Origin of the sequence: Lactiplantibacillus sp. YT640, from assembly GCF_049745435.1 — a bacterium.
GTDB lineage: Bacteria > Bacillota > Bacilli > Lactobacillales > Lactobacillaceae > Lactiplantibacillus > Lactiplantibacillus plantarum.
This window is the reverse complement of the sequence record NZ_JBMNVY010000029.1, coordinates 1-24,334: the sequence shown is the minus strand read 5'-3', so window position 1 is coordinate 24,334 and position 24,334 is coordinate 1. Positions and strand designations below refer to the sequence as shown.

Below are 24,334 nucleotides of genomic sequence, written 5' to 3'. Positions count from 1 at the left end.
TGGGTTTGTGGTAAACACCATTTTAAAGGAAGCTGATCTTTTTTGTCCGAACAGCGTTCGGATTAATTTTACAATCTACCAATTGCGTTTGAATGTTCATGAAGATTGTCCGGAATGACCGTCACGCAACTATCATTATTGTTATGATTCATGAGATGAGTGTACAATAATATCAATGAGGTGATTAATATGAAAATTGGCATGCGGGCCAACCGACCGTTTATCATTACGGATGAACAGCATGGACAAATAGTTTTAAATGCGAAGACAGTTTTGGAAGCGCTACATATGCCAGCAGCGGACCGGAAACTTGGCTCGCTTGAAACGTTTGCGCCGCAAGAATTAGCGGCACCAATCACGGCCCCGCAACAGATTTTTGCGGTGGGGATGAACTACCGCGACCATTCGGCGGAGATCCACATTACGCTGCCGAAGGTTCCAAGTATTTTTACGAAGTTTAGTAGTTCACTGGCACCAGCGAACGTGACCGTGGCGACGCATGGCCCTGAGACCGACTGGGAAACCGAGCTAGTCGTGATGATTGGCAAGGGTGGGCGCGATATTGCGACGGCTGATGCAATGGCGCACGTGGCCGGAGTGATGGTTGGTGAAGACTTATCTGATCGAGCCGTTCAGTTCGAGAATGATAATCCCCAGTTTTCAATGGGTAAATCGTTTGAAAATTACGCACCAGTTGGGCCGTGGTTAACGACCGTCGATGAATTAGCTAACTTAGACGATGAGGTGATCACGACCACCGTCAATGGTCAGACGATGCAGCAAGCGTCGTTGAGCCAACTGATCTTCAAGGTACCGGATTTGGTGCACTACTTGTCGACGGTCTGTGAGTTACAACCAGGTGATTTGATTTTTACCGGGACGCCTAGTGGAACCGGCGTTGGTCGCAATCCCCAAGTCTTTTTGCAAGCCGGCGATCAACTGTGCGGTCAGATTACACATTTAGGGACGTTAAATATCACGATTAAGTAAATAGCCATAGTCGGTAAGTGAGATGGGTGAAGATTTATATTGTAACGCCCAGCACAATGCCGACTTTTTTTGGTACCACAAAAGTAATTATTGAATAGGGGGATACCGGTACGGGACCGGTGAGGAGCAACATGAAAAAGGTGTGGGTCGGATTATTATTAGGAAGTTTATTATTAGCGGGATGCGCGACGTCGCCCAAGTCGTCAGCGCCCAAGACGAGTCAAAAAGCAACGTCAACCAAGGTAGCGGCAAAGCAGGCCGCTAGCCAAAAAAATACCGCTAGCAGTGATTCTTCATCACCGGCTGAGGCAACCTTGTGGAATACGGGCAAGGAAGCAGCCTTATCGACATTTATGGCCTCGTGGCAACGCGAGATGGGCCAGACCTATGTCGGGACGTATGATGACAAGGCCCCGGATCATTTAGGCTTTCGCTTTCCCAATGCTTTGCTTAATGGTAGCTTAGCAGGCCGAATCAAGTGGGGCTCGCAGTCAGTGGATCTCAAGTGGTCCAAAGACGGCGAAGATCGTAGTGAATTTCAAGTGGTGGCGGTCGCAACGGGTGGTAAGGCGGAAGCACAATATCCAAACACGTACTTCTTTTGCCTCCATCATCGGCGACCAGTCGTCTTTGTGACTCAGACGACCAACGGGGACGAGTTGATCATTCATGATACGCAGAACAGTGCTTTGCAAGCCGGCTTTGCTAAGATCATTACGGGCAGTCGACCGACGACGCTGACAGATAGTTCACTGAACGTGAACATGAGTCGTGATGCGAAGGCTAATCAATGGCCTCAAGGTTATCAGGGGACTTGGTATTACTATAATAAGTACGATCACAAGATTAATTCGATGACGCAAAATGATACCGACGGGTTGAAGCTATCTTATGTGGCAGCTGAGGGACAAAAATGGATTCATATTATGGGGGCCGAGCAGACTGCTGGGGCCGGTAACTTTGAATACGTGCGTTATCATTATTTTGATGGCCGCCAAATTCCAATCTTAATGAATGCTAGTGGTGCGGGGGCCTGGTTCGATAATAACGCCTATCCTTCAGCAGCCGCGGCAAATCAAATGCGTGACTGGCAATATGGGGATGAATCAAAGACCAGTCCGGCCGCTGACTCATTAGATTAATTAAGGGTGTCATGATCGGTAGTGCGGGCAGGGATAAATTAATCACTGTGAAAATATAATATTAATATAAAAGCCGGGACAAATGCACGTAAATTGCCCCGGTTTTCATTTTGTAAAGTTTATGTATATATTGAAAAAGTCGGAATTGTTTTCTGAAAATAATGCTATACTATGACATAAGTTAACGGTGTCAAGACATCTAACGGCCGGCGCATTCATGTGAACGGCACGACATTTTAAAGCTGATTGTCGATCATGATTGCTGTCATTTGGGGGAATGGCGCGACGATGAAGATTACCGTCAACACAAGTGTGTACGATTGGTCAAAGAGTAGGAAATCTAAAGAAAAAAGGTGTAGACATGCAGAAAAATATGGAACACACGCTCAACCTTACGATGACGATGATTTTGAAAATCGGCAGCGCCCGGTCAATGATTGCGGCTGCCTTAGCCGAGATTGCGGCCTATCGCTACGAGGCGGCGCGTGAAAAATTACGTCAGGCCGAAACTGAATTGCTAACGGCCCAGCGGTTACAGGTACGCCGACTGATCGAGAATGCCAAGGCTCAACGGTTTGTGCACTCGACACTCTTTATGAATGCCCAGTCGGCACTAGTCAACGTGATGGGCGAGTTACAGATGACTGAGAATCTGATTGGCGCTTTTGAACGCTGGGAGCCAGAAGCGGCTTAATACGAACGTTAAGCTGACGAGTGAAAGGTCGCGTACTGGTTCATGATTAGATTTTGGAAGATGGTATTCGGTAGCAACTTAGACGGATAGAGATGGGGTTAAAAAATGACAGTTACTTTTAGTAATGAAGATGATCACAAGTTTCATAAGCTTACTGACCAATGTTTTACTGCCAATCCTAAATTACTGACAAAGGCAAGTATATCAGTACCACTAACTACCCGTACCATTCAGCCACGCCGTTATTTGGTGGTCACCAAGATCAATCAGGCTACCTTAGCGACAGCTACGTGGCAACCAGTCACCGGTGCAATTGCGCTACATAAGCATGAACGTTTGATTTATGATTTGGGAGCGCTATACGTCGGCCATTTTCAAGTTGCCATTGACGTGGCCGGTTCGCCAATGGACGCGCCGTTACTGATGCGGACAAGGTTTGCCGAACAGTTGCAAGAGTTAAGTGTCGATGCTAGTCGCGTGACCAGTTGGTTGCCCACAGCCTGGATTCAAGACGACACGTGCCACGTTGAATTATTGCCGACCACGGTCCAGTTCGAACGCCGCTATAGCTGTCGCTACATCATGTTGGAACCGGTGGGTCAGTCGCTAAAGTGGCAGCCGGTGTTGGCGGATGCGGAGTTTCGAGCGGCTAGTGCAGTATTGAAACAAGCTGTACAGCCATTCAGCAATGACCCGCCGGAACTGTATAAAATTGACCAGGTTTGTTTAGAGACTTTGCGAAATACTATGCAGACAGTTTTTGAGGATGGCACAAAAAGAGATCGTCGTTTGTGGTTGTTAGATTTTCGAATGCAGGCCAAAGTTGATTACGTTACTTTTAAGCACATGAACCTGGCAAGAAGATGTTTGTATTTATTTGGGGCGTTCTCAGATCAAGAGGGCCGTTTGCCAGCAGACATCCTAACACGAACTAAAATACCAGTTGCGGATGACTTGTATTGGTTTGATTATCAACTGCAGTTCATTATGGCCGTAGCAGAATATATTGACGCTACCAGGGATCGAGTAGTATTAAATGATTTATATCCGGTAGTTAAGCGGTCATTCGAATTTATTAAAGTGCAATTAACCACAGGATTAACGGTGGGACAACGTGCCGATGTTTTTGTTGATTGGTCAACCAATTGTAACAAGGAGGCCGCAGTTCAAGGTATTTTGGTCCAGGCGATGAAAGCTTTTTTGAAACTCGCATTACAGTGGAAGGACCCGGACGTTAATGAAATACAAGCTTGGATAGAAGATTTGAAAATTGCGACAATTAAAGAATTCTATGATAGTGATAAAGATGTATTTATTAGTGGGCCGAACCAGGAAGTAAATTTACTGGCTCAGATTCAGCTGCTACTAGCCAATGTATTACCATCGAATGAGCAACAACGTGCGTTGCAACAGCTATTGCATGATTTTGACTTCACCAATACCGCAGTTACACCAAGTACGGAAGCGTTGTTGGCTGAAGTGTTGTTGCAAAATGGTCAGACTAAAGTGGCAATTGATATAATTCGGCAGTATTGGGGTGCAATGGTGGCTAACGGTGCGGATACTTTTTGGGAAGTCTTTGATCAAACTGATGCCAATTATTCACCATATGGATCGATATTACTAAATAGTTATTGTTTTGGCTGGAGCTGTTATCCCGCATACTTGCTACGAACATATTTATCAGATACGTAGTGGAAATATCTTGAGCCGAGTTGTTTAAGTTGAGTAGTATCTCTAGACCATAAAAGTCAATTACATTAAAGATTAGGAGCTTGATGAATCCTTTTGGGAATCGTCGAACTCCTAATTTTTATTAGCTATGCATATGATATACTTTTATATAGTTGGGAATATTGTTGACAAATCAATGGTTGATAATTGGGAGTGGAATTGAATGCCAAAATATAGTGCAACAATGGTTTCACATTCTTTTTGGTTTGCTGAATTTCAAGCATATATTGAATTACTTAATGCTGGCTACAGTGAAGATGATATTAGAGCTAAAGCAGAAGAAGATAATTATTTTAAACAGAAGACGGCTGCGCGAACTCAAGATCTCTTGAAGGTACTAAAGAAACGTTTGGTTACTTTAGACCAGGATTATTTTGTTTTATTTCCAAGTTTAGATATCGGTAATCAAAAATTGGTTAATCTTATTTCAATTATGAACATGAATCGCCTTTTTAACGAATTTATGTATGAGGTTTATCGTGGTGAATTGCTATTAGGCGATGCGCGTTTACATGATTATGAGATTGAGGATTTTTTTAACCGGAAACGGGTTGAAAATGCGCAAATTGCAGACTGGACAGAGGAGACCGTGGAACGATTAGCGGGAATTTTTAAAACATTTTGTCGCGAAGCAGAGTTGCTCAAGGATCGTGGCGATTATGACGAAGTTAATCGGCCGATGCTAGATTTGAGATTAGAAGATTTGTTACAAGCTAAGCACGCTCATCGCAATTTAGCCGTGCTTTTAGGGAGGTGAGTATGATCGTTAGCACAAGTACGAAGTTAGCGCATTTACAGAAAAAAATTATGAATCAGGATTTTCAAGAAAGTCGGGGACTGTCTAACGAAGTTTCGTATTATATTCTAGGCTATGCACCACAGGACAAGCCAATCGTTCGGGAGGCTATTGATAAAATGGAACGTAGATTTAATCAAGCCTCAGTTGGTGTTGATATTGTTGAGTTCAATGTATATCAAATTATGTGGAAATTACTGGATGAAATTGGTATTAGACAGAATGTTTTTGACATGGAGGAAAATGAAGGCATTGAGTACCTGACTGAGCAGTTAAATAATGTACTCAAGATGACAGATTCAGAAAATCTTTTTGTTAAGTATATGGAAAAACATTTAGAAAGCCAAAACTCGGTGATTTTTTTAACCGGAATTGGTGAAATTTTTCCATTAATTCGGGCACATAAAATACTGAATACGATGCACCAAATCATATCATCGGTACCCGTTATTTTATTCTACCCAGGTGAATATAATAGTTTAAGTCTTAGTATGTTCGGGGAAACTAAGGAAGATAACTATTATCGTGCTTTTCAAATAAATTAGAATTACTTTTTCAAGGCCTTGAGGGGGCAAAATAATGAAGATTAAAGATATATTCGCTAAGCCAATTGATCGTAATATTAAAGGTGTTATTACCATTGGTGATGAACAAGATGCTAATGTAAAACAGGAACTAGAAGAATATGTTGTCACACACGAATTACAAAAGCATTTCCATGATTTTTTTAAAGCATACGTTGCCAGTATTAATCATGATACTTCGGAGATGGGAGTCTGGATTTCAGGTTTCTTTGGTTCAGGGAAATCTCACTTTTTAAAGATTTTAGCTTATATGTTGGAAAACCGGAATGTTGCCGGCAAGCCAGCAATTGACTATTTTTTAGATGATAATAAGATCAGAAGCCAAGAGACTGTTGATGCGATTCAATTGGCAACTTCAGTACATAATGAAACGATACTATTTAATATTGATTCAAAAGCTAAGAATGGTAGTAAATCACAAAAAGATGCCATTTTAAATGTTTTCTGGCAAGTTTTTAATGAAAAAATTGGTTTGATAGGCGTTGACTTTTGGATTGCCGACATGGAACGCAATTTGATTAATGATGACAAGTATGAGGCGTTTCAAGCTAAGTTCCAAGAATTAGATGATAAAGGTAGAACTTGGCAAAAGGCTCGAAATGGGTTCGCATTTTTTAAAAATACAATCAAAGAAGCACTCGTAGCTGTCGGCGAAATGACTGAAGAAAATGCTGATGGCTTTATCGAGCAGCTTAAAACGGAATACCCACTCAGTGTAGAGGATTTTGCCCAACGGGTTAATGAATATATTGAGAAACAAGCAGATCCAGATTATCATCTTGTGTTTTTAGTCGATGAGATTGGTCAATATATTGGTGACAGTCAGCAACGAATGTTGAATTTACAAAGTGTTGTTGAAGATTTGGGAACATATACCCATGGGAAAGCCTGGGTAATTGTGACTAGTCAACAAGCAATTGATCAAGTAACGGACCATATTAATGGACAAGATTTCTCGAAAATTCAGGGTCGTTTTAATACTCGAATCGCAATGTCGTCAGCGAACGTTGATGAAGTAATTAATAAGCGATTATTAGTCAAGACGCCGGAAAGTGAACGGGCCCTGATGCGGACGTATTCAGATGATCAACATGCCATCAACAACTTGATGACATTTGAGTCGGATATTACGCGAGACCATTACCAAAGTGCAGAAAACTTTGCGGATGTTTATCCATTTGTACCGTATCAGTATAATTTATTACAAGATACGTTGACTGCCATTCGGGAAAACGGTTCTGACGGTAAGCACTTAGCAAACGGTGAACGTTCAATGCTAGCAGTTTTTCAAGAATCAGCACAACGGATTGAAAATGAAGACGTGCGGGCGTTAGTTCCGTTTAGTATTTTCTTCCAGGGCCTAGATCAATTCTTGGACCACACGCACATGATTGTGATTCAACGTGCGATTAAGAATGAACGTGTTAATCCAGATGGTGTTGAACACCCATTTGCCGTGCAGGTTTTGGAAACACTGTTCATGGTGAAGTATGTAGATAATTTTAATGCTACTCTGAATAACGTTGTCACGTTGATGATTGATTCAATTGATACCGACCGGGTTGAATTGGAAAAACGGGTTAAAGAAGCCTTGACTGAGTTAACGAATCAAAACTTCATTGAAGAGACGACTAAAGGGTTTGAGTTTTTAACTAACGCTGAGCAGGAGATTAGTCGATCAATTTCAAAACAGGATGTGGAGCCAGGAGAAGTCTCTCGTGAAATCGGGAATTACCTATTCGGTGCGAAAAAAATTGAGCGGAAATTTACTTATCCCAAGCTAAACAAGCAGTATACGTTTAATTTCAATCAGTTCGTTGATGATCAGCCATTGGGGTTGGCCAACAATACGTTAAGCCTAAAACTGAACACTCCTGAAAGTAATACTAATCGTGATGAAACTGAATTAAGACGAATCGCGTTATCCCCTAGTGAACCACAAATTATTATTGATATGCCTAGACGTGATGATTACACCCATAATTTATCACAAGCATTGAAAATTCAAAAATTTGTAATGGATCCAGGTGCTTACGCAAAGGATGCTCGATCTAACAATATTATTGATGTTAAGCGTGCTGAGCGAGTAAGCCTGATTGAAAAAGTTCATGTGGATTTGGAAGATGCACTGGAAGATGCTGATATTTATGTCGGCGGTGAACTGCTAGAAGCAGGAAGCAAGAGTTTTGGACAACGTTTAAATACGGCACAGGAACATCTAGTTGACGAAATTTACCGTAACTTAAGCTATATCACGGCGGTTAAGTCGGAGAAAGATATTGTTGCACTATTCAATCAAGAGTTAATTACTCCTGATGAAAATAAACAAGCGGTGGAAGCTGTCATGAATCGAATTGTTCAGGATGCTGATAACGGTTCTCACGGTAAAGTGGCTTATAAGTCGATTCTGGATCGTTTTGGAGTAGAGCCATATGGATACCGTGATATCGACATTAAGTGGATGGTGGCCAAACTTTTTGCTGATAATCGGATTAAGGTATATGTTAACAATGCACTAATCAACATGGAAGATACCACTAAGCCAGTTGAACTAGCAAACTATTTTGTGAAGAAACAGTATGTTGATAAGATGCAATTTGTTCCACGTGTCGCCGTTTCGGAAGAAAAACGCCAAGCGTTAAAAGCGGTGGCTAAGGACGTCTTCAACCGGCAGAGCTTTGATGACGATGAAGATGATACGTTAGTTAACAATTTACGTCAAAGTATGATTAAAGAGCGAGATGCACTCAATGAGTTCGTGCGGCTATCTACGCGTTATCCGGGAAGAAACGTTTTAGAGAATGGTTTACAACTGATGAATAGCTTAATTAGCCAGACTGATACGGACCAATTTTACGATAAATTATTTAAGCATCAAGATGACTTCTTAGATTGGTCCGATGATATGTATGACTATGGGTTGATCGATTTTTACAATAATCCGACTCAAGAGAAGATCTGGAAAGATGCACTTTCTAAGATTGATATCTATGAGAAGTCTAGTTCATTTATTAGTGGGGCTGAGGTTGGTAAGATCTATAAGCAAATTAAAGCCCGAATTGATGCAAACAAGGCTGATCGGTTAAATGAATTGAACAGTCTTAATGAAGAATTTAATAGCGCGTATAGTGAAGAGTTTGATAAAACTGAAGCGGATATTAAAGCGAATGTCAATATTGAATGGCAAGCAGCTTTGAATTACGCAAAGAATAATGGCTTAATTGGTCAGTTTGAAACGACCATCAATCAAGCTTTCGAACAATTTATTCAAGAAGCACAAGCAGCTCGTAATTTGGATGAATTGGTCGTAATTAAATCTAAGGCTTCCGTTAAGAAGGATAATTTACAGACGCGCATTGATGAAGAAATCGTTGAAATTGAGAGAAAACAAGCTGCATTACAACGTGCACAGAAACAAGTGGATAAAGATGAAACAAATACAAATGAGGATCAAACTCCAACGGTCACTTCAACAACGGTAACGCCTCTAGTACCGACAACGAAGCATGTTAGTCTTAAAAATTTGCCAGTTAACCGTTCATGGCAGGTAACTAGTGCCAAAGATGTTGACGAGCAATTGGCACAATTACGAAAAGTATTAATTGCTCAGTTGGATAATGTTGATGAATTGAAGATTGATCTTTAATAGTCAAGTTGAAAGGAATTACAAATGGACAAAACAGCCATTAAAAATTTTGCAATTGAATCGCGACGGAAACTAATTGCGGCTATCAAATTACAAATGAAAGTGTTGGGAATTACTGAGGAACAAATTTCCGACAAGTTGGAAACGTCTACGTCTGAAATTGAGTATTATGTGGATGACCGCAACCCAATCACTGGTTCAAACATTGTTAAGCGCCAAAAACTAGTTGTAGAATTACATGAGCGTGAGAAGGCAACCGATTATGAGACGGCCTACAATGAGTTAGTCGAAGAGGTTGCGTATACTTGGTTCAATCGCCTAATTGCGATTCGGTTTATGGAAGTTAATGGTTATTTGCCGAGTCGGATCCGAGTATTGTCTAGTTCATCAGGTCGCAATGAACCAGATATTATGTTGCGAAGCGAAGCCGATTTAGTGCCGTATCTTGGTGCTTTTAGCAACGAGGAGCAAGCAATTATGGTACATGCTTCGGAAACTGAAGCCACAGTTGACATGGACGCCAAATATCGGATGCTATTTATTAAGCAAGCCAACGCTTTAAATGCAAATCTACCACATTTATTCGAAAAAACTAACGATTATGCAGAATTATTGTTCACTCCAAACTATCATGACGGCGTTATTCAGCATCTAATTAACGATATTGATGAGGTCGATTTTGACGTTACTCGTGGTGGTCAGGTTGAAATTATTGGATGGCTGTATCAGTACTATAATACTGAACCACATGATTATGCAGTGAATATCACTGGGGGAGCCGTTACCAAAAACGAAATTCCTGCCGCAACTCAGTTATTTACCACAGATTGGGTCGTTCGTTATATGGTTGATAACTCATTAGGAAAGTACTGGCTTGAACGTCATCCTAACAGTGATTTGAAATCAAATTTGGATTATTTGCTTCCTGGAGAGATTCAGACAGTTGATTCTAGTGAGAATCTCGAAGATATGCGTCTTATCGACAATGCGATGGGGTCAGGCCACATTCTGGTATATGCGTTCGATGTCTTTATGAAAATGTATGCGGAACAGGGATACTCAAGTCGTGATGCAGCCTTATCCATCGTACAAAACAACTTATACGGTTTGGAAATTGATAAACGTGCCTATCAGTTGGCATATTTTGCTTTAATGATGAAAGCACGACAATACAATCGGCGTGCCTTGCAGCCTGAAAAAGTTAAACTAAATGTCCACGTTTTTGAAGATACGGACACGGTCTCACCTGAGTTTTTGGATGCCTTATCGGGTGAATATGCAGATGATATAAAACAAATTATTGAGCTCTTTAGTAACGCCGGAGAACTAGGTTCAATTATCAAGTTTGACAAAACGTTTAATTGGACAAAGTTGCGAGAAAACGTGGAAGATATGCACACGGACGCGTTGGATATCTTTGGTATGAATCAATCGAAAAAGATCGTATTAAAAGTATTAACCATCGGCGAAATTATGTCTACTAAATATGATGTGGCCGTAACAAATCCACCGTACTTGAACAAGTTCGATCCAGACATGAAAAAATATGTGAAGAAAAACTATGCTGATTACTCAGGGGATCTCTTCTCTGTCTTTATATTCAACAATATCAATTTAGTTAAAATTGGCGGTTATGCTGCCTATATGACGCCATTTGTTTGGATGTTTATTAAGACATATGAGAAACTGCGTAGTTATTTAGTGGCCAATAAGGAGATTTCTAGCCTGATTCAAATGGAGTACTCAGCATTTGAGGAAGCCACTGTTCCAATCAATACATTTGTATTAAAAAATGTGCCAAATGGTAGTAATGGGACTTACATCAAGCTTTCAGCTTTTAAAGGCGGTATGAATGTTCAGAGAGATAAGGTGTTAGAAGCAATCGCAAATCCTGATATTGACTACCTTTATCGAACTAATCAAGCGAACTTCAAAAAAATTCCGGGAAGTCCGATTGCTTATTGGGCTAGTAAAAATCTTATCCACGATTTTGAAGTTGGAAAACGTATGGAAAATATCGTAGTTCCCAAAGTAGGACTACAGACTGGGGATAACAAAATATTTTTACGCTTCTGGTATGAAGTTGGAAATCAGAACATCTGTTATAGTGCAAATACCATCTCTGAATCAACTCTATCAGGGAAAAGGTGGTTTCCGTATAATAAAGGTGGTTCGTATCGAAAATGGTTTGGTAATTATGATTATGTGGTAAATTGGCAAGATAATGGAAAAATGATAAAGGAGTTCACGTGGGAAAATGGGAATGCCAGATCAGTTGTCCGTAATCCTAGATTTTATTTTCAAGAATCCATTACTTGGTCTGATATAACTAGTGGAGACTTCAGTGCAAGGTATAGAACACCAGGAAGTATTTTTGATGTCGTTGGGAAATCTGCATTTAAATTAGAAAAACAAACGGACCTACTATCTCTATTGGGGCTTTTAAATGCAAAAGTAACTAATTACATTTTCAAAATTTTAAATCCAACAATACACTTACAGACTGGAAACTTTGCAAATTTTCCAGTCATTAATTCTAAGATTTCTGTGTATAAACAAGTACAAGTAGCTATTGAAATCACCCAAAATGATTGGAATTCATTTGAAGAATCATGGGACTTTATTCGCCATCCCCTTCTATCACACATCGCTGACGATAAGCAAACAGAAGTCGGTGGACGGCTAGAAAATGCTTTTGCTATCTGGAAGACTGAAGCACAAGAGCGGTTTGATCAATTAAAGGCAAATGAAGAAGAATTAAATCGAATTTTTATTGATTTGTACGGTTTGAACGATGAATTAACGCCGGAAGTTGAAGATAAAGAGGTTTCCGTGCGTCGGGCAGATGAGGAACGTGATATTAAATCCTTGTTATCGTATTTTATTGGACTTGTGTTCGGCAGATATTCGTTAGACACTCTTGGACTTGCCTATGCGGGTGGTGAGTGGAATACTGATAAATATCAGAAATTTGTGCCAAATAAAGACAACTTGTTGTTGTTAAACGATGACCGATATTTTGACGATGATCGTGATATCATGAATCGATTCAGAACCTTCTTAGCAGTAACTTTTGGAGAAGAGCATGTTCAAGAAAACATGGATTACATTGCTCATGTAATTGGTAAAAAAGCTGATAATTCTGAGCAAGCCATTCGTAAATATTTTGTGGATGACTTCTTTAAAGATCATAAGAAGGGGTATCAGAAGCGGCCAATCTATTGGGAATTCAACAGTGGAAAGCAGAATGGCCTGAAGGCATTGATGTACTTACATCGTTATGATGAGGGCGAATTAGCCATGATGCGTACTGACTATATGTACCCGTTACAAAGTCGTTATGAAGAACGTATTGAGAAATTACAGCAATGGGTTCAAGATGAGAGTGTTACTAAAACTAAGAAGCAATTAGAGAAAAAACTAAAACATGTCACACAACAATTAAAAGAATTGAAGCAATATGATCCAATTGTTCGACATGTTGCCGACCAGCGTATTAATCTTGACTTAGACGATGGTGTATTAGTCAACTATGAAAAGTTACAAGATGGAAACAAAATTTTGAGTAAATTATAGTCATAATAAAGGAGCTTTCTTTGCCGGAGAGCTCCTTTTGTGCCAAAAAAGTGCCAATTATTTTAATGTGTCATTTAGAATGGATATAATCTTATTCTTATCCTGGGACTCTAACTCTTTAATGATGTGTAAATAGGTAGACTGAGTAGTGGTGATGTTGCTGTGACCTAGACGTCTGGACACAGATAGAACACTGACACCACGGTATAAGAGTATAGAGGCATGGGTATGGCGCAATCCATGGAACGTAATTCTTGGGATAGACAGAACTCGTAGTTTTGCTGTTAGCGCATTATTGATTTCCGCACTGACTAAAACGTGATGATTCTTATCCATTAAAATAGGCTGATCTTGTTCAAAATGGTGGATTGAAAGATAGTGACTTAATCGATGGATGGTTGTGTTATCGATTGAAACCTTACGATTGGAGGTTGACGTTTTTGTTTTCATAAACCCCGTCTTGTATTTGTAATCCCAAGTTTTATTAATATTGATAATACCGGCTTGTAAGTCCAAGTCATTGATTGTTAGACCAACTATTTCCCCATAACGCATGCCTGTTACTGCAGCTAGATAGATAGTCATTTCATCAATTTGATTGGTATCCAAGTGCGTAATCAATTTAGCCCAATCATTGTAATTTAGCGTTTTGGACATTTTTGGCAGTGATCGGCCAGTAATAACAGCTTTGCGTGTAGGATCAGAAGCAATGATGTGTTCATCCATTGCTTCTAAAATACATGCGCGCAATTGCTTGTGTAAACAAGAAACGGTTCGACGTGCATGTGTTTTTGCAAACTCATTGAGTTTTTCTTGATAAGTTAATTTAGTTAACTCTTTTAGTTTTAAGCTACCAAATAACTTTCGCGCATGTTTAGCAGTGTTTTGGTATTTGTTGTAAGTAATAGATGATACTGCATTCTGCTTATAAGTCTTAATCCATCGCTCGTAGTAACTGACTAGTGATTCGCTACCCGCCTTCGCGGTTTTCAAATTAGGATGTTCCGATTGAATCTTGCTGGCAGCCAAGATAGCGTCAGATTTCCTTGTAAAACCGGACTTTCGGAGCTTTTTATACTTTCCGTCTGCATCTTTATATGAGATTTCGTATTGCCAAACATTGCCTCGTTTTTGATAACTAACCATTATTTTACCCCCCAAAGCCGAAATATTGGCACATTTTTGGCACCGCGATTGGTCAATACCACTGAATAATACCATATTGATAGGTTATCGTCAGCGATGTGCAATAGAAGTGGATGAACTTTGAAATCCCATGAATTTTCATATTCATTCCAATCACTTTGGGCTAATAAAACATTTATTCTAACGACATGTTCAATATTTTGATCGAATATTTCTTTTTTTATCGGTAGCTTGTCCATATCACCATTCTGTAAAGACAATGTTGGATTTAAAACCTTAGTAATTAGAGTAGTTACTTTTGAGTTCAAAAATCCTAGCAGAGAAAATATTGTGCTATCATCATTTGAGAAAAGCATTGGCCCTTTGTTAGAATCAAATATACTACCTTGAGGACTATACCTGAACGTATTAGAAGCACTAGTCAATGCACTCCAAGTTATACCGCTGTGAAAGTAGTAATCTTTTCCCTGAAATCCAAAAGAGTTTTTGTTAATTTTGCCAAACTCAGCTATTTCCTGACCAGAATTGTAGTAGTTAACAATAAGCTCACGATTGCCGAACCATTTGTGGTTCTTTCCGCCTTTATTATACGGAAACCATTTTTTCTTAGACGTTTGATTTTTCCTCCAAGACCGGCTTACATCAACATGATTGAATAGAACTTCCCACCAGTCATGAATAAATAGATTATTATTTCCAGTTGTCAGCCCACGCTGTGCGGGAGAAATATTCTTAAGGGGTATTCCTACTAAGAAATCATGTAACAGCTGATTACTTACCCAATAAGCAATTGGACTTCCCGGAATCTTCTTGAAGTTCGCTTGATTAGTTCGATAAAGGTAGTCTACCGTTTGATCTCGAACGGCTGCTAAGTATGCCGTTTCTTTCTTATCCTGAGAATTAAAATCAATTAGACGTTCATACGTACCCACATATTCAGTTAAGTTTTGCTTTTTCAGTACAAAAGCTGTCGATTGCACAACTTCGCCACCGATTTCTTCAAATGCTCGAGTTCCTAAATGAGCCATATTAATTAGTGTATCTTGTGTTAACGATTGTCTAAGCTTCTCGAAGCTAGAGAGAAACATCCATGCATGTTGTGTAATCATCGCATAGTAGCCATTGGCACTCACAAACATTCGCAGTCGTTCCATGAAAGCAGCAAACAAATCTGCTTTTCCAGCAGTAAAATGTCGTTTTACGTATTTACTAAGAACATCATTCATTTTTCCTGAACCCATGTATGGTGGATTCATGACCCCTACTGTATATTTGCGACATAAAAGTTTCGAGACTGTAATAATTTCTTTTAGCTTATGTTTTTTCTCTTCTAATTCAATACTTTCAAAAGATAATTGATGTTCTCCGGGTTTTGTATCAATAATTGATTCAATTTCGAGAAAATCAATGGGGTCAGTAAAATGAATTAAGGAGCCGTAACTATTGCCATCATGAAAGGCGTTTAATAAACGCGTGATATCTGAAGACTGCTGGTCCGTAGTAATTAAATCTTCAAAATCCTGTACCGACAAATCTGTATATTCTGGGATATCAAAAACGTTTGGACTTAATTCCAATGTTAAGAAACGCCGATTATATTCACGCGCTTTCATAGATAAAGCAAAGTATGATAGTTGGAATGCTCGAGTATCAATGTCAAAACCATACAGATTATACTGAATAATATTTTCGGTAGCGTCTCTCTTTGAATAACCTTCTGACTCATACAGCTGTAAAAAAACATCAAACGCGTAAACTAGCACGTGACCAGAGCCCATTGCTGCATCCACTAAAGTAATATCCTCGAGTTTCACTTTAGTAAGCTCTTTTTGTGCCTCTATAATCTTTAGAGATACTTGTTCGTTTTGCTGAGATTCGGGCATGTAATATTGCCAATGATAAGCCTGTGCTATTTCTACTTCTGATCGCGAATCATTTCTAGCATGTAAAACATCAATCCAATAACGGCCCAACGAGTTTTCAACCATATACTTGACAATCCAATCCGGCGTAAATAGTTGGGTCACCGCAGGAATATCAGTTTCAGCGTATTTACGCTTTTTGAATGCTACTTCTTTTGGTTCAGTATTATAGTACTGATACAGCCACCCAATAATTTCAACCTGACCACCACGAGTAACATCGAAATCGGCTTCATCAATATCGTTAATTAGATGCTGAATAATGCCGTCATGATAGTTTGGAGTGAACGATTATTGAATTTATTATAATGTGAGTTTTAGCGGGGAATACGGTATGATAAGGGTGGTGAATTTTTTGAAATGAGGAGTAATTATGGCTGACGTAAATATTGATCAAGTTGTGACAACGTTAAAAAGTAAATTTAAGGCGGGCCATCAATTCATTTTTTGGTACGACGACCAGGGCGAATTTGAGGATAGTGTCCGCGACTTGACCGGAGCACTAGCGGGTGTCGCCACTGTAGTTGAGTTAAGGATGGGACACCAATTAAAAACAAAGTTGCGGTTATTGGGGGCGGGCACGAGCGAAAAGTTTTTAATTTACTCGCCGCAACCACAACCGCCATTAGATGAAAACCATTTACGCGATATGGTGCTGTACTCTGAGATATTCAGAGCGGATGCACCAGAAATTTTGCGTAAAGAACTGCAATTGCCTGAGAATATGTATTCATTTGTAAAAAGATATACAGCATTTTTTGGAAGTAAGGAACGCCGTGCACGGTTCATGAAGTATGACTTGCACAGTTATCAGTCAGAACCAACAGTTGCAATTATGGCGGCAATCGTTCGACTGGATCAGCCGTTAGTAGATTTCTTTGCGGTATTAAGACTGATTCTTAAGGCTGGATTGACGGATAACAAGTACTTAAATGAATTTGAAAAATATCACGTCATCAATGATTTTTGGAGAATAGTCAGTGATCAATTTGGATTTCAGTCTGATCAGCCAGATTTATTAACACTGGCGTCTGGAATGTATGTCACTATGGCCTTTCAACAAATGGGACTCCCAACGGCAACTGATAATCGTTATAATTTGAGTGCTCGGGCGGCCAATGTCCAAACGTTTATGCAACAATTTAGCGCTGAAGCCTACAATCAGCATCGTGATGATTATGATCAGATTGCACGGCATGTTTGGGAGAATATTAAAGTAAATAAATTTTTTGATCAACTTGATATTGATGATCTTGCAAATAGCGATGTTTTCCCGGAATTTGATCGAAGAATTTTGAACTGGATTCAAGAGCAATTGTTGCTGGAAAATGATGAAGTTCTAGTTGACGGTTTAAGTATTGGTAAATTGACTAAGAAACGTCGAGAAATGCACTATGGCCGCTCACATAATACCAATCATTTGTACTTGATGGTCAGAAGTGCATGGCAAGTTATCCAAGCTCGTCACAATCGGCCCGCAAATGGGTTCAACGCAATGGTTGATGAGTATACTAATGGTGGTTATTATATTGATATGAATTATCGTCACTTTGTTTATGAATATCGTATTGCTGGTTATCCAGATTACTATATGCGATTAAAACGATTGGTAGAACAAATTTATGTTGATCTGTTATCCAAGTTCAATATTAGCTGGAATCAGAGTTTAAATTATCAGCAAATTGCGCCACAACTTTTGCAACGAAATTTTTATAATCAGTATATTCGTAACGAACAAAATCGAATTGTAGTTATTATCTCTGATTCATTTCGTTTTGAAGTTGGAAAGGAATTACAAGGAAAACTAAAGCAAGAGGATCAAGTTACGGATATGCAGATGCATTTTCTAATTAGTGGTTTGCCATCCGTTACCTATATGGGTATGCCGGCTTTGCTACCGCATCACAACTTAGCATTACAGGCTGAAGAGCGCCGGGTAACCGTTGATGGTCAGCCTGCAAGTAATATCGAACAACGCCAAGCAATATTGCGCCAAGCAAACCCTAAAAGCACGGCATATCGTTTTAAGGATTTGCAAGGTAAGTCACGTGATGAACTTCGATCCATGTTTGTCAATCAAGAAGTAATCTATATTTATCACAATCAGATTGATACTACAGCAGAGAATAAAGGAACCGAAGATGAAACTGCCACTGCAGCTAAAAATGCGATTAACGAATTGCAAGAATTAATCTGGCGATTAAGAACTAACAGTATTAATCATGTTTATATTACTGCAGATCACGGGTATCAATATCGTGATGAAAAGATTGCTGATATCGACAAAATTGAAGTTAAAACGGTTGCGGAGGATTGGAAATCACCACGTTATTTAGTTTCTGAACGTGACATCAAGGTACCGGGTGTTGAACGTCAAGCCCTAGCTAATATTTTAGAAAATCAAGATTCACGGTATGTTTATTATCCGACTACGGCTAACGTATTTAAGGCTAATGGTGGTGATAATTATGCACATGGAGGATCATCATTGGAAGAAATGGTGGTCCCGTTACTGGAAGTACGCACAACCAGTAAAAAATCGACAGCACATGAGGTAACCTTACAAATTAATAATTCTAATTTGAGAGTAACCTCATTAGAGGTACCGTTAAGTATTATGCAAACCGAACCAATTAGTTCTAAAGTAACACCAGCTGCCTTTAAACTATACTTTGTGGATAAAAATAATCATCAAATTTCAGGGCAAATCCTGATTAATGCAAATAGTAAGGATACCCAAGTTGAAAAGAGAATATGGCGAGCCAATCTCACCTTAGTGGATCAGCCGTATGATCGCAATCAAGTGTATGACTTAGTTATTGAAAATATCGAAAGTGGTGCACAAAATCGAGTTCACTATCGAATTGATATTGTAGACGATCGGGGCTAAGTGCTTCATGAAAAGTGTTGGTAAGAGCCAACACTTTTTTATTTGTCTTGGCAACGTGAATACGGCATTAAAGTGATAATTGTCGTATAATGAATATATTCTTAAAAAACGAGGAGAATAATATGGCAACCACAACTCATTTTTACGAAACATTTCAACCAGAACATTACGATCTTTATATCAATATTAACCGGGCGGATAAGCTGATTTCGGGGAAGTCAACGATTACCGGGGATGCTAAGGCGCAGGAAGTGCTGATTCATCAGAATGGTTTGACCATTGCTGGTGTCCAAGCCGATGGTGCGGACGTGCCCTTTACTGTGGATGATGCGATTCAAGGAATTCGAATTGAACTTGCCAAGGCCGGTCAAACAACTTTGACGATTACGTACAGCGCCAAATTGACGGACACGATGATGGGTATCTACCCATCATATTACGAAGTCAACGGTGTGAAGAAAGAACTAATCGGGACGCAGTTTGAAACGACCGCGGCCCGGCAAGCCTTTCCGTGTGTCGATGAACCAGAAGCTAAAGCGACTTTTGATCTTGCCATCAAGTACGATGAACATGATGGTGAAACAATCTTAAGCAACATGCCCGAAGATCATGAAGCCGATGGGGTGCATTACTTTGAAACCACGGTGCGGATGTCGACTTACTTGATTGCGTTTGCCTTTGGTGAATTACAAGGCAAGCAGACGAAGACCAAGAGTGGCGTGACCATCGGTGTTTTCGGTACTAAGGCCCACAAGGCTAACGAGCTCGACTTTGCTTTGGACATTGCTAAGCGCTCAATCGAATTTTATGAAGATTTTTATCAGACGCCATATCCATTGCCACACTCATGGCAATTGGCCTTACCAGACTTCTCAGCTGGTGCGATGGAAAACTGGGGCTTAGTTACTTATCGGGAAGCCTACTTACTATTAGATCCTGACAACACGGCCCTCGAAACGAAACAACGGGTCGCCACGGTGATTGCCCATGAACTTGCCCATCAATGGTTCGGTGATTTGGTTACGATGAAGTGGTGGGATGACCTCTGGTTAAATGAAAGTTTCGCCAACATGATGGAATATGTGGCGACGGATGCCTTAGAACCAGACTGGCATATTTGGGAAACTTTCCAAACGTCCGAAGCATCAATGGCGCTTCAACGGGATGCCACGGATGGGGTTCAGTCAGTCCACGTTCAGGTGGAAGATCCGGCCGAAATCGACTCGATTTTTGACGGTGCGATTGTCTACGCTAAGGGTGCGCGGATGTTAGTAATGGCACGGGCCTTAGTTGGTGATGATGCCTTACGAGCAGGTTTGAAGCAGTACTTTATCAATCATAAATATGGTAATGCCAAAGGTGATGACTTGTGGAACGCCTTAGCGGATGCTTCTGGGATGCAAGTTGGGGACATCATGCATTCATGGCTGGAACAACCTGGCTATCCAGTGGTCACGGCAGCGGTTGTTGACGGTCAGTTGACCTTGTCACAACAACAGTTCTTCATCGGTGAAGGTGAAGAAGTCGGTCGTCAATGGCAGATTCCATTGAATAGCAACTATGAGGCGGCACCGGCGATTATGAAGGACCAAGCTGTGACGGTCGGCGATTATGCCAAATTACGTGATGCGAGTGGGCAACCATTCCGCTTGAACGTTGGGAATAACTCCCACTTCATCGTCAAGTATGACCAAACGTTATTGGATGATATTCTAGCGCATGTTGATGACTTAACGGCTATTGACCAGTTACAGTTGTTACAAGACTTACGCTTATTAGCAGAAGGTCGTCAAATCTCATACGCAGCCGTTGTGCCATTATTAAGTCGGTTTGCAGCCAGCCATTCAACGGTCGTTAACGCAGCGTTGTACCAAGTTGCGGGTAACTTACGTAAGTTTGTTACGCCAGATTCTGATGAAGAAAAGCATTTACAAACGTTATTTGACCAATTGAGTGCCGCTCAGGTTAAACGGTTAGGGTGGTTGCCACAAGCTGGTGAATCCAACGATGATCAGTTGACGCGGCCATACGTCTTGAGTGCGGCTTTGTACGCCAAGAATAGCGCGGCCGTATTGGCTGCCCATGAATTATTCGAAGGTAACCGTGATAAGTTAGCGACCTTACCAGCCGATGTGCGGGTCTTCATTTTACGGAATGAAGTCAAGAACTTTGGTAGTAAGGACTTATTCGATAGTTTATTGACGGCGTCACGGCAGACAGCCGATGCTAGTTACAAGGCTGACATTTGTGACGCATTGACCGCAACTACGGACCCCGAATTAATCAAACAGTTAGTTGTGAAGTTTGAAGATGCGGATACGATTAAGCCACAAGACTTGCGGGCCTGGTTCCGCGGCGTCTTGGCTAATCCAGCTGGTGAACAAGCAGCTTGGGATTGGATTCGCGACGAATGGTCATGGTTGGAAGCCACGGTTGGTGGTGACATGGAATTTACCACTTACATCACCGTCATTTCCCGGGTCTTCCATACGGCTGAACGTTTAGCAGAATTCAAGGCGTTCTTTGAACCAAAAATCAATACGCCTGGTTTAACGCGTGAAATTAAGATGGATACGAAGGTAATCGCCAGTCGCGTTGCCTTAGTTGAGGATGAACGTGATGCGGTGAATGCGGCGGTCGCGGAAGTTGTAAAATAAGTTAATATTCGTTATAAAGGTGGTTCGGTGCTGGACGTTTCAGCGCGGGCTACCTTTTTAGTTTGTGTTGTAAGCTCTTTTGTCCCTTGATCTTTCATGTATAATAAAGCCAGATAGATTTTTTAACACGAGGATGAAGATATGCGATACAACAAAATTGAAGAAAACATTGGCGACATTGAGCCGGTTGTAGAAATTGTTCCATATAAAATACTGGTTATAATGTTAGCCTACATAGAGATATGCAGAATAGAGAGCTGATATTTGAATATCCGACAGTCTATTTAATTTATGATAAATTAGGTTTCTGGCCGCAGTAGTAATGACCCTAAGTTCAAAGTTTATGTTGGAGAAACTAACGACATAAGTAGAAGAACACGACAACATTTAAAAGATACTGTAAAGTCACGGATGGATTGGAAAGCATTAAATGAGAGTCATAATTCACAGATGATTGTAATTGGGGACTATTATTTTAACAAATTCCTAACGCTCGACATTGAAAATAAATTGATGGTGTATTTATTAAGTGCGGAGAGTGTTACTCAATTGAATAATCGACGCTCAAATCCGCAGCGAAAATACTTTATGTCGGATCAGTTTGAAAATGTGCTTGAAGGAGTCTGGCAAACGCTTAGGAAAAAAAGGCCTGAGATTTTCCCGGAAAAATCAGAAATTGAAAATTCTGCGGTGTTCAAAGCATCGCCTTTCCATTCTTTAAACGCTGAACATAAAGTGAACCCCTAAGGTTGGACACTACATCCAATCTTAGGGGTTTTACTATGACTAAATTTAATTTAGATTTTCGCATAAAGGTCGTTACTGAATATTTGTCTGGTAAAGGTTCAACAGCTTTAGCCAGAGCGTATGGCATTAGCACGCATTCAATCATTCTGGATTGGGTTCATCGGTTTGAGCGGCGAGGCATTAAAGGTCTGAAAGATCGGTCAATGTCTCAAGAATATTCTAGTTAGTTTAAAGTCGATGTATTAAACTGGAAGACACAAAATCGAGCTTCGCTTCCAGTGACTGCACTACACTTTGACCTATCATCGCCAAGTACTATTTGGCAATGGGAAAGACGTTTCAAGAAATCTGGGATTGCGGGACTTGAGCGAAAACACCGACCCCAGCCGCAGAATTGAAACAGTTGAAACAAGAGAATCAAATGTAAAAAATTGAAAATGAATTCTTAAAAAAACTCGATTCCTTAGCACGAAAGAAGTCAAAATACACGAACTCATTGAACTAGTAGACGAGTTAAGGCCGGAGTTTCAAGTTTCCATCAAACTAGTTCTTAAAGCGGTTCATATTCTTCGCAGCACGTATTAGTACGCTAAGGAACATCGTGGCCGTGACTTAGACGATTCACAAATTATTCAGGCCATTGACGAGCTTCGTCAACAAGATCCGAAGTACACTCGTAAATATGGATACCGACGAATAACTGATGTTTTACATGATTACGGCTTTAAAATCAATCACAAGCGGGTCTTACGTATCATGCGGGAGCATGACTGGTTATGTCGAGCTTTTAATCGCCAGAAGCGAAATATAATTCTTATAAAGGAACCGTTGGTGTGATCGCACCTAATCGGCTTAAACGGCGCTTCAAAACAGATCGACCTTACCAGAAGTTGGTCGCCGATGTTAGTGAATTTCGATACGGAAACAAAAGTCAAGACGAGCGGGTCTATTTAGAACCAATTTTAGATCTCTTCAACGGAGAAGTTTTAGCTTTCAATATTAGTAATCACCCCACCGTTGAATTCGCCGTAAAGCCTCTAAAAGAAGCCTTAAATCAGATACCGGTGTTAGATTATCGCACCACCGTTCATACTGACCAAGGATTTCAATACCAGCATCATCACTGGCAAATCGTGCTTAAAGACCATCGTGCATTTCAAAGTATGTCTCGTAAAGCGACTTGTCTCGGTAACGCCGCCATGGAATCGTTCTTTTACATCATGAAAGTCGAAGTTATAGATGAGCAGTTTGAGACCAAAGTAGCACTTATCAAAGCTATGACTGAATGGATAGATTTCTATAATCACCGTCGTATCAAAACAAAACTGGGCGGTAAGTCCCCGGTAAAATATCGGGAACTTACCGCCCAGAAAGCAGCTTAATAAAGTTGTCCAAGTTTAAGGGTTCACTTCAAGGTACACAGATTTTTTGTTATTAAATCTGTGTACCTATGGCGGAGTATATCCAATTTAGAAATTAAGATATGACGGACTTTTTTTCAGGAATAATATTATGACAAAATCATAGGGGGAAACCCTTCCGTCACTAAAATCGTGACTACTAGCTTCTGGAGATAAAAAAATTTTAGTTGACCTATTTACTGTTTAAAGTGCTTTTTCTGTGCAAACGACGAACAAGCTCAGTTGAATCTTTTCTGAGATTTTGTTAATGTCAAGGCGTTGATGATGACTGTTTTCAGATTCGAATGGAGATAATTATTGTGTTAGGCAAATTCTATAATTAATCCGAACAGAAATTAAAAAGCCCAAAGCAATCACTTACAATGGTAGTAGCTAATTCCAACCAAATA

General features: G+C 40.2%; 16 protein-coding genes and 1 pseudogene. 15 read left to right on the top strand and 2 right to left on the bottom strand.

All coding sequences use genetic code 11. From position 1 onward, the window contains the following. Positions 1 to 189 precede the first annotated feature (189 nt). The 8 genes from ACOV1R_RS13255 to pglX (ACOV1R_RS13220) all read left to right on the top strand — a co-directional run bounded on the left by ACOV1R_RS13255 (position 190) and on the right by pglX (ACOV1R_RS13220) (position 13,162). Positions 190 to 990, top strand: coding sequence for a fumarylacetoacetate hydrolase family protein (locus ACOV1R_RS13255; RefSeq protein ID WP_053267339.1), 801 nt, complete (start codon positions 190 to 192; stop codon positions 988 to 990). A gap of 131 nt (positions 991 to 1,121) precedes the next feature. After that, the gene (locus ACOV1R_RS13250) at positions 1,122 to 2,132 is read left to right on the top strand and encodes a DUF4767 domain-containing protein (protein ID WP_054519261.1); all 1,011 of its coding nucleotides are present in this window, start codon (positions 1,122 to 1,124) and stop codon (positions 2,130 to 2,132) included. A 361-nt stretch (positions 2,133 to 2,493) separates the two neighbouring features. Next, complete coding sequence (locus ACOV1R_RS13245; protein WP_015825253.1) at positions 2,494 to 2,826, top strand: PTS lactose/cellobiose transporter subunit IIA; 333 nt, start codon at positions 2,494 to 2,496, stop codon at positions 2,824 to 2,826. Between the two features lie 105 nt (positions 2,827 to 2,931). Beyond that, positions 2,932 to 4,521 (top strand): alpha-rhamnosidase, encoded by a 1,590-nt coding sequence (locus tag ACOV1R_RS13240; protein ID WP_164906265.1) that lies wholly within the window; start codon positions 2,932 to 2,934, stop codon positions 4,519 to 4,521. A gap of 202 nt (positions 4,522 to 4,723) precedes the next feature. Next, a complete protein-coding gene (locus tag ACOV1R_RS13235; RefSeq protein ID WP_027822945.1) occupies positions 4,724 to 5,317 on the top strand; it encodes a DUF1819 family protein in 594 nt (197 codons plus the stop codon). Positions 5,318 to 5,319: 2 nt separating this feature from the next. Further along, positions 5,320 to 5,901 (top strand): DUF1788 domain-containing protein, encoded by a 582-nt coding sequence (locus tag ACOV1R_RS13230; RefSeq protein ID WP_021357610.1) that lies wholly within the window; start codon positions 5,320 to 5,322, stop codon positions 5,899 to 5,901. A gap of 34 nt (positions 5,902 to 5,935) precedes the next feature. Next, positions 5,936 to 9,586 carry a BREX system P-loop protein BrxC gene (brxC, locus tag ACOV1R_RS13225; protein WP_097558087.1) on the top strand — a complete coding sequence of 1,217 codons (3,651 nt, stop codon included), beginning with the start codon at positions 5,936 to 5,938 and terminating at the stop codon, positions 9,584 to 9,586. Between the two features lie 24 nt (positions 9,587 to 9,610). Then, complete coding sequence (gene pglX / locus ACOV1R_RS13220) at positions 9,611 to 13,162, top strand: BREX-1 system adenine-specific DNA-methyltransferase PglX (RefSeq protein ID WP_217203316.1); 3,552 nt, start codon at positions 9,611 to 9,613, stop codon at positions 13,160 to 13,162. A gap of 57 nt (positions 13,163 to 13,219) precedes the next feature. Here pglX (ACOV1R_RS13220) and ACOV1R_RS13215 read toward each other — a convergent pair whose 3' ends face one another. Further along, positions 13,220 to 14,308, bottom strand: coding sequence for a tyrosine-type recombinase/integrase (locus ACOV1R_RS13215; RefSeq protein ID WP_053267334.1), 1,089 nt, complete (start codon positions 14,306 to 14,308; stop codon positions 13,220 to 13,222). Then, positions 14,308 to 16,491 carry a BREX-1 system adenine-specific DNA-methyltransferase PglX gene (gene pglX / locus ACOV1R_RS13210; protein ID WP_257900535.1) on the bottom strand — a complete coding sequence of 728 codons (2,184 nt, stop codon included), beginning with the start codon at positions 16,489 to 16,491 and terminating at the stop codon, positions 14,308 to 14,310. Before pglX (ACOV1R_RS13210) ends, ACOV1R_RS13215 begins: the two co-directional genes overlap by 1 nt. A gap of 112 nt (positions 16,492 to 16,603) precedes the next feature. Between pglX (ACOV1R_RS13210) and pglZ the strand changes: the two genes are divergently transcribed. The 7 genes and pseudogenes from pglZ to ACOV1R_RS13175 all read left to right on the top strand — a co-directional run. After that, complete coding sequence (gene pglZ, locus ACOV1R_RS13205) at positions 16,604 to 19,120, top strand: BREX-1 system phosphatase PglZ type A (protein ID WP_053267332.1); 2,517 nt, start codon at positions 16,604 to 16,606, stop codon at positions 19,118 to 19,120. 122 nt (positions 19,121 to 19,242) lie between these two features. After that, positions 19,243 to 21,777 (top strand): M1 family metallopeptidase, encoded by a 2,535-nt coding sequence (locus ACOV1R_RS13200; RefSeq protein WP_047672916.1) that lies wholly within the window; start codon positions 19,243 to 19,245, stop codon positions 21,775 to 21,777. A gap of 411 nt (positions 21,778 to 22,188) precedes the next feature. Continuing rightward, positions 22,189 to 22,524, top strand: coding sequence for a hypothetical protein (locus ACOV1R_RS13195; protein ID WP_053267331.1), 336 nt, complete (start codon positions 22,189 to 22,191; stop codon positions 22,522 to 22,524). 35 nt (positions 22,525 to 22,559) lie between these two features. After that, entirely contained in the window at positions 22,560 to 22,751 is a 192-nt protein-coding gene (locus ACOV1R_RS13190; RefSeq protein WP_021355871.1) for a helix-turn-helix domain-containing protein, read from the top strand. A 51-nt stretch (positions 22,752 to 22,802) separates the two neighbouring features. Further along, a complete protein-coding gene (locus ACOV1R_RS13185) occupies positions 22,803 to 22,922 on the top strand; it encodes a helix-turn-helix domain-containing protein (RefSeq protein ID WP_225914134.1) in 120 nt (39 codons plus the stop codon). A gap of 229 nt (positions 22,923 to 23,151) precedes the next feature. Then, positions 23,152 to 23,361: an IS3 family transposase gene (locus ACOV1R_RS13180; RefSeq protein ID WP_077727009.1), complete on the top strand. Its 210-nt coding sequence runs from the start codon at positions 23,152 to 23,154 to the stop codon at positions 23,359 to 23,361. Further along, positions 23,340 to 23,906, top strand: a pseudogene (locus ACOV1R_RS13175) (IS3 family transposase); the annotation flags it as partial. The gene ACOV1R_RS13180 and the pseudogene ACOV1R_RS13175, both read left to right, overlap by 22 nt. Between the last annotated feature and the right edge of the window lie 428 nt (positions 23,907 to 24,334).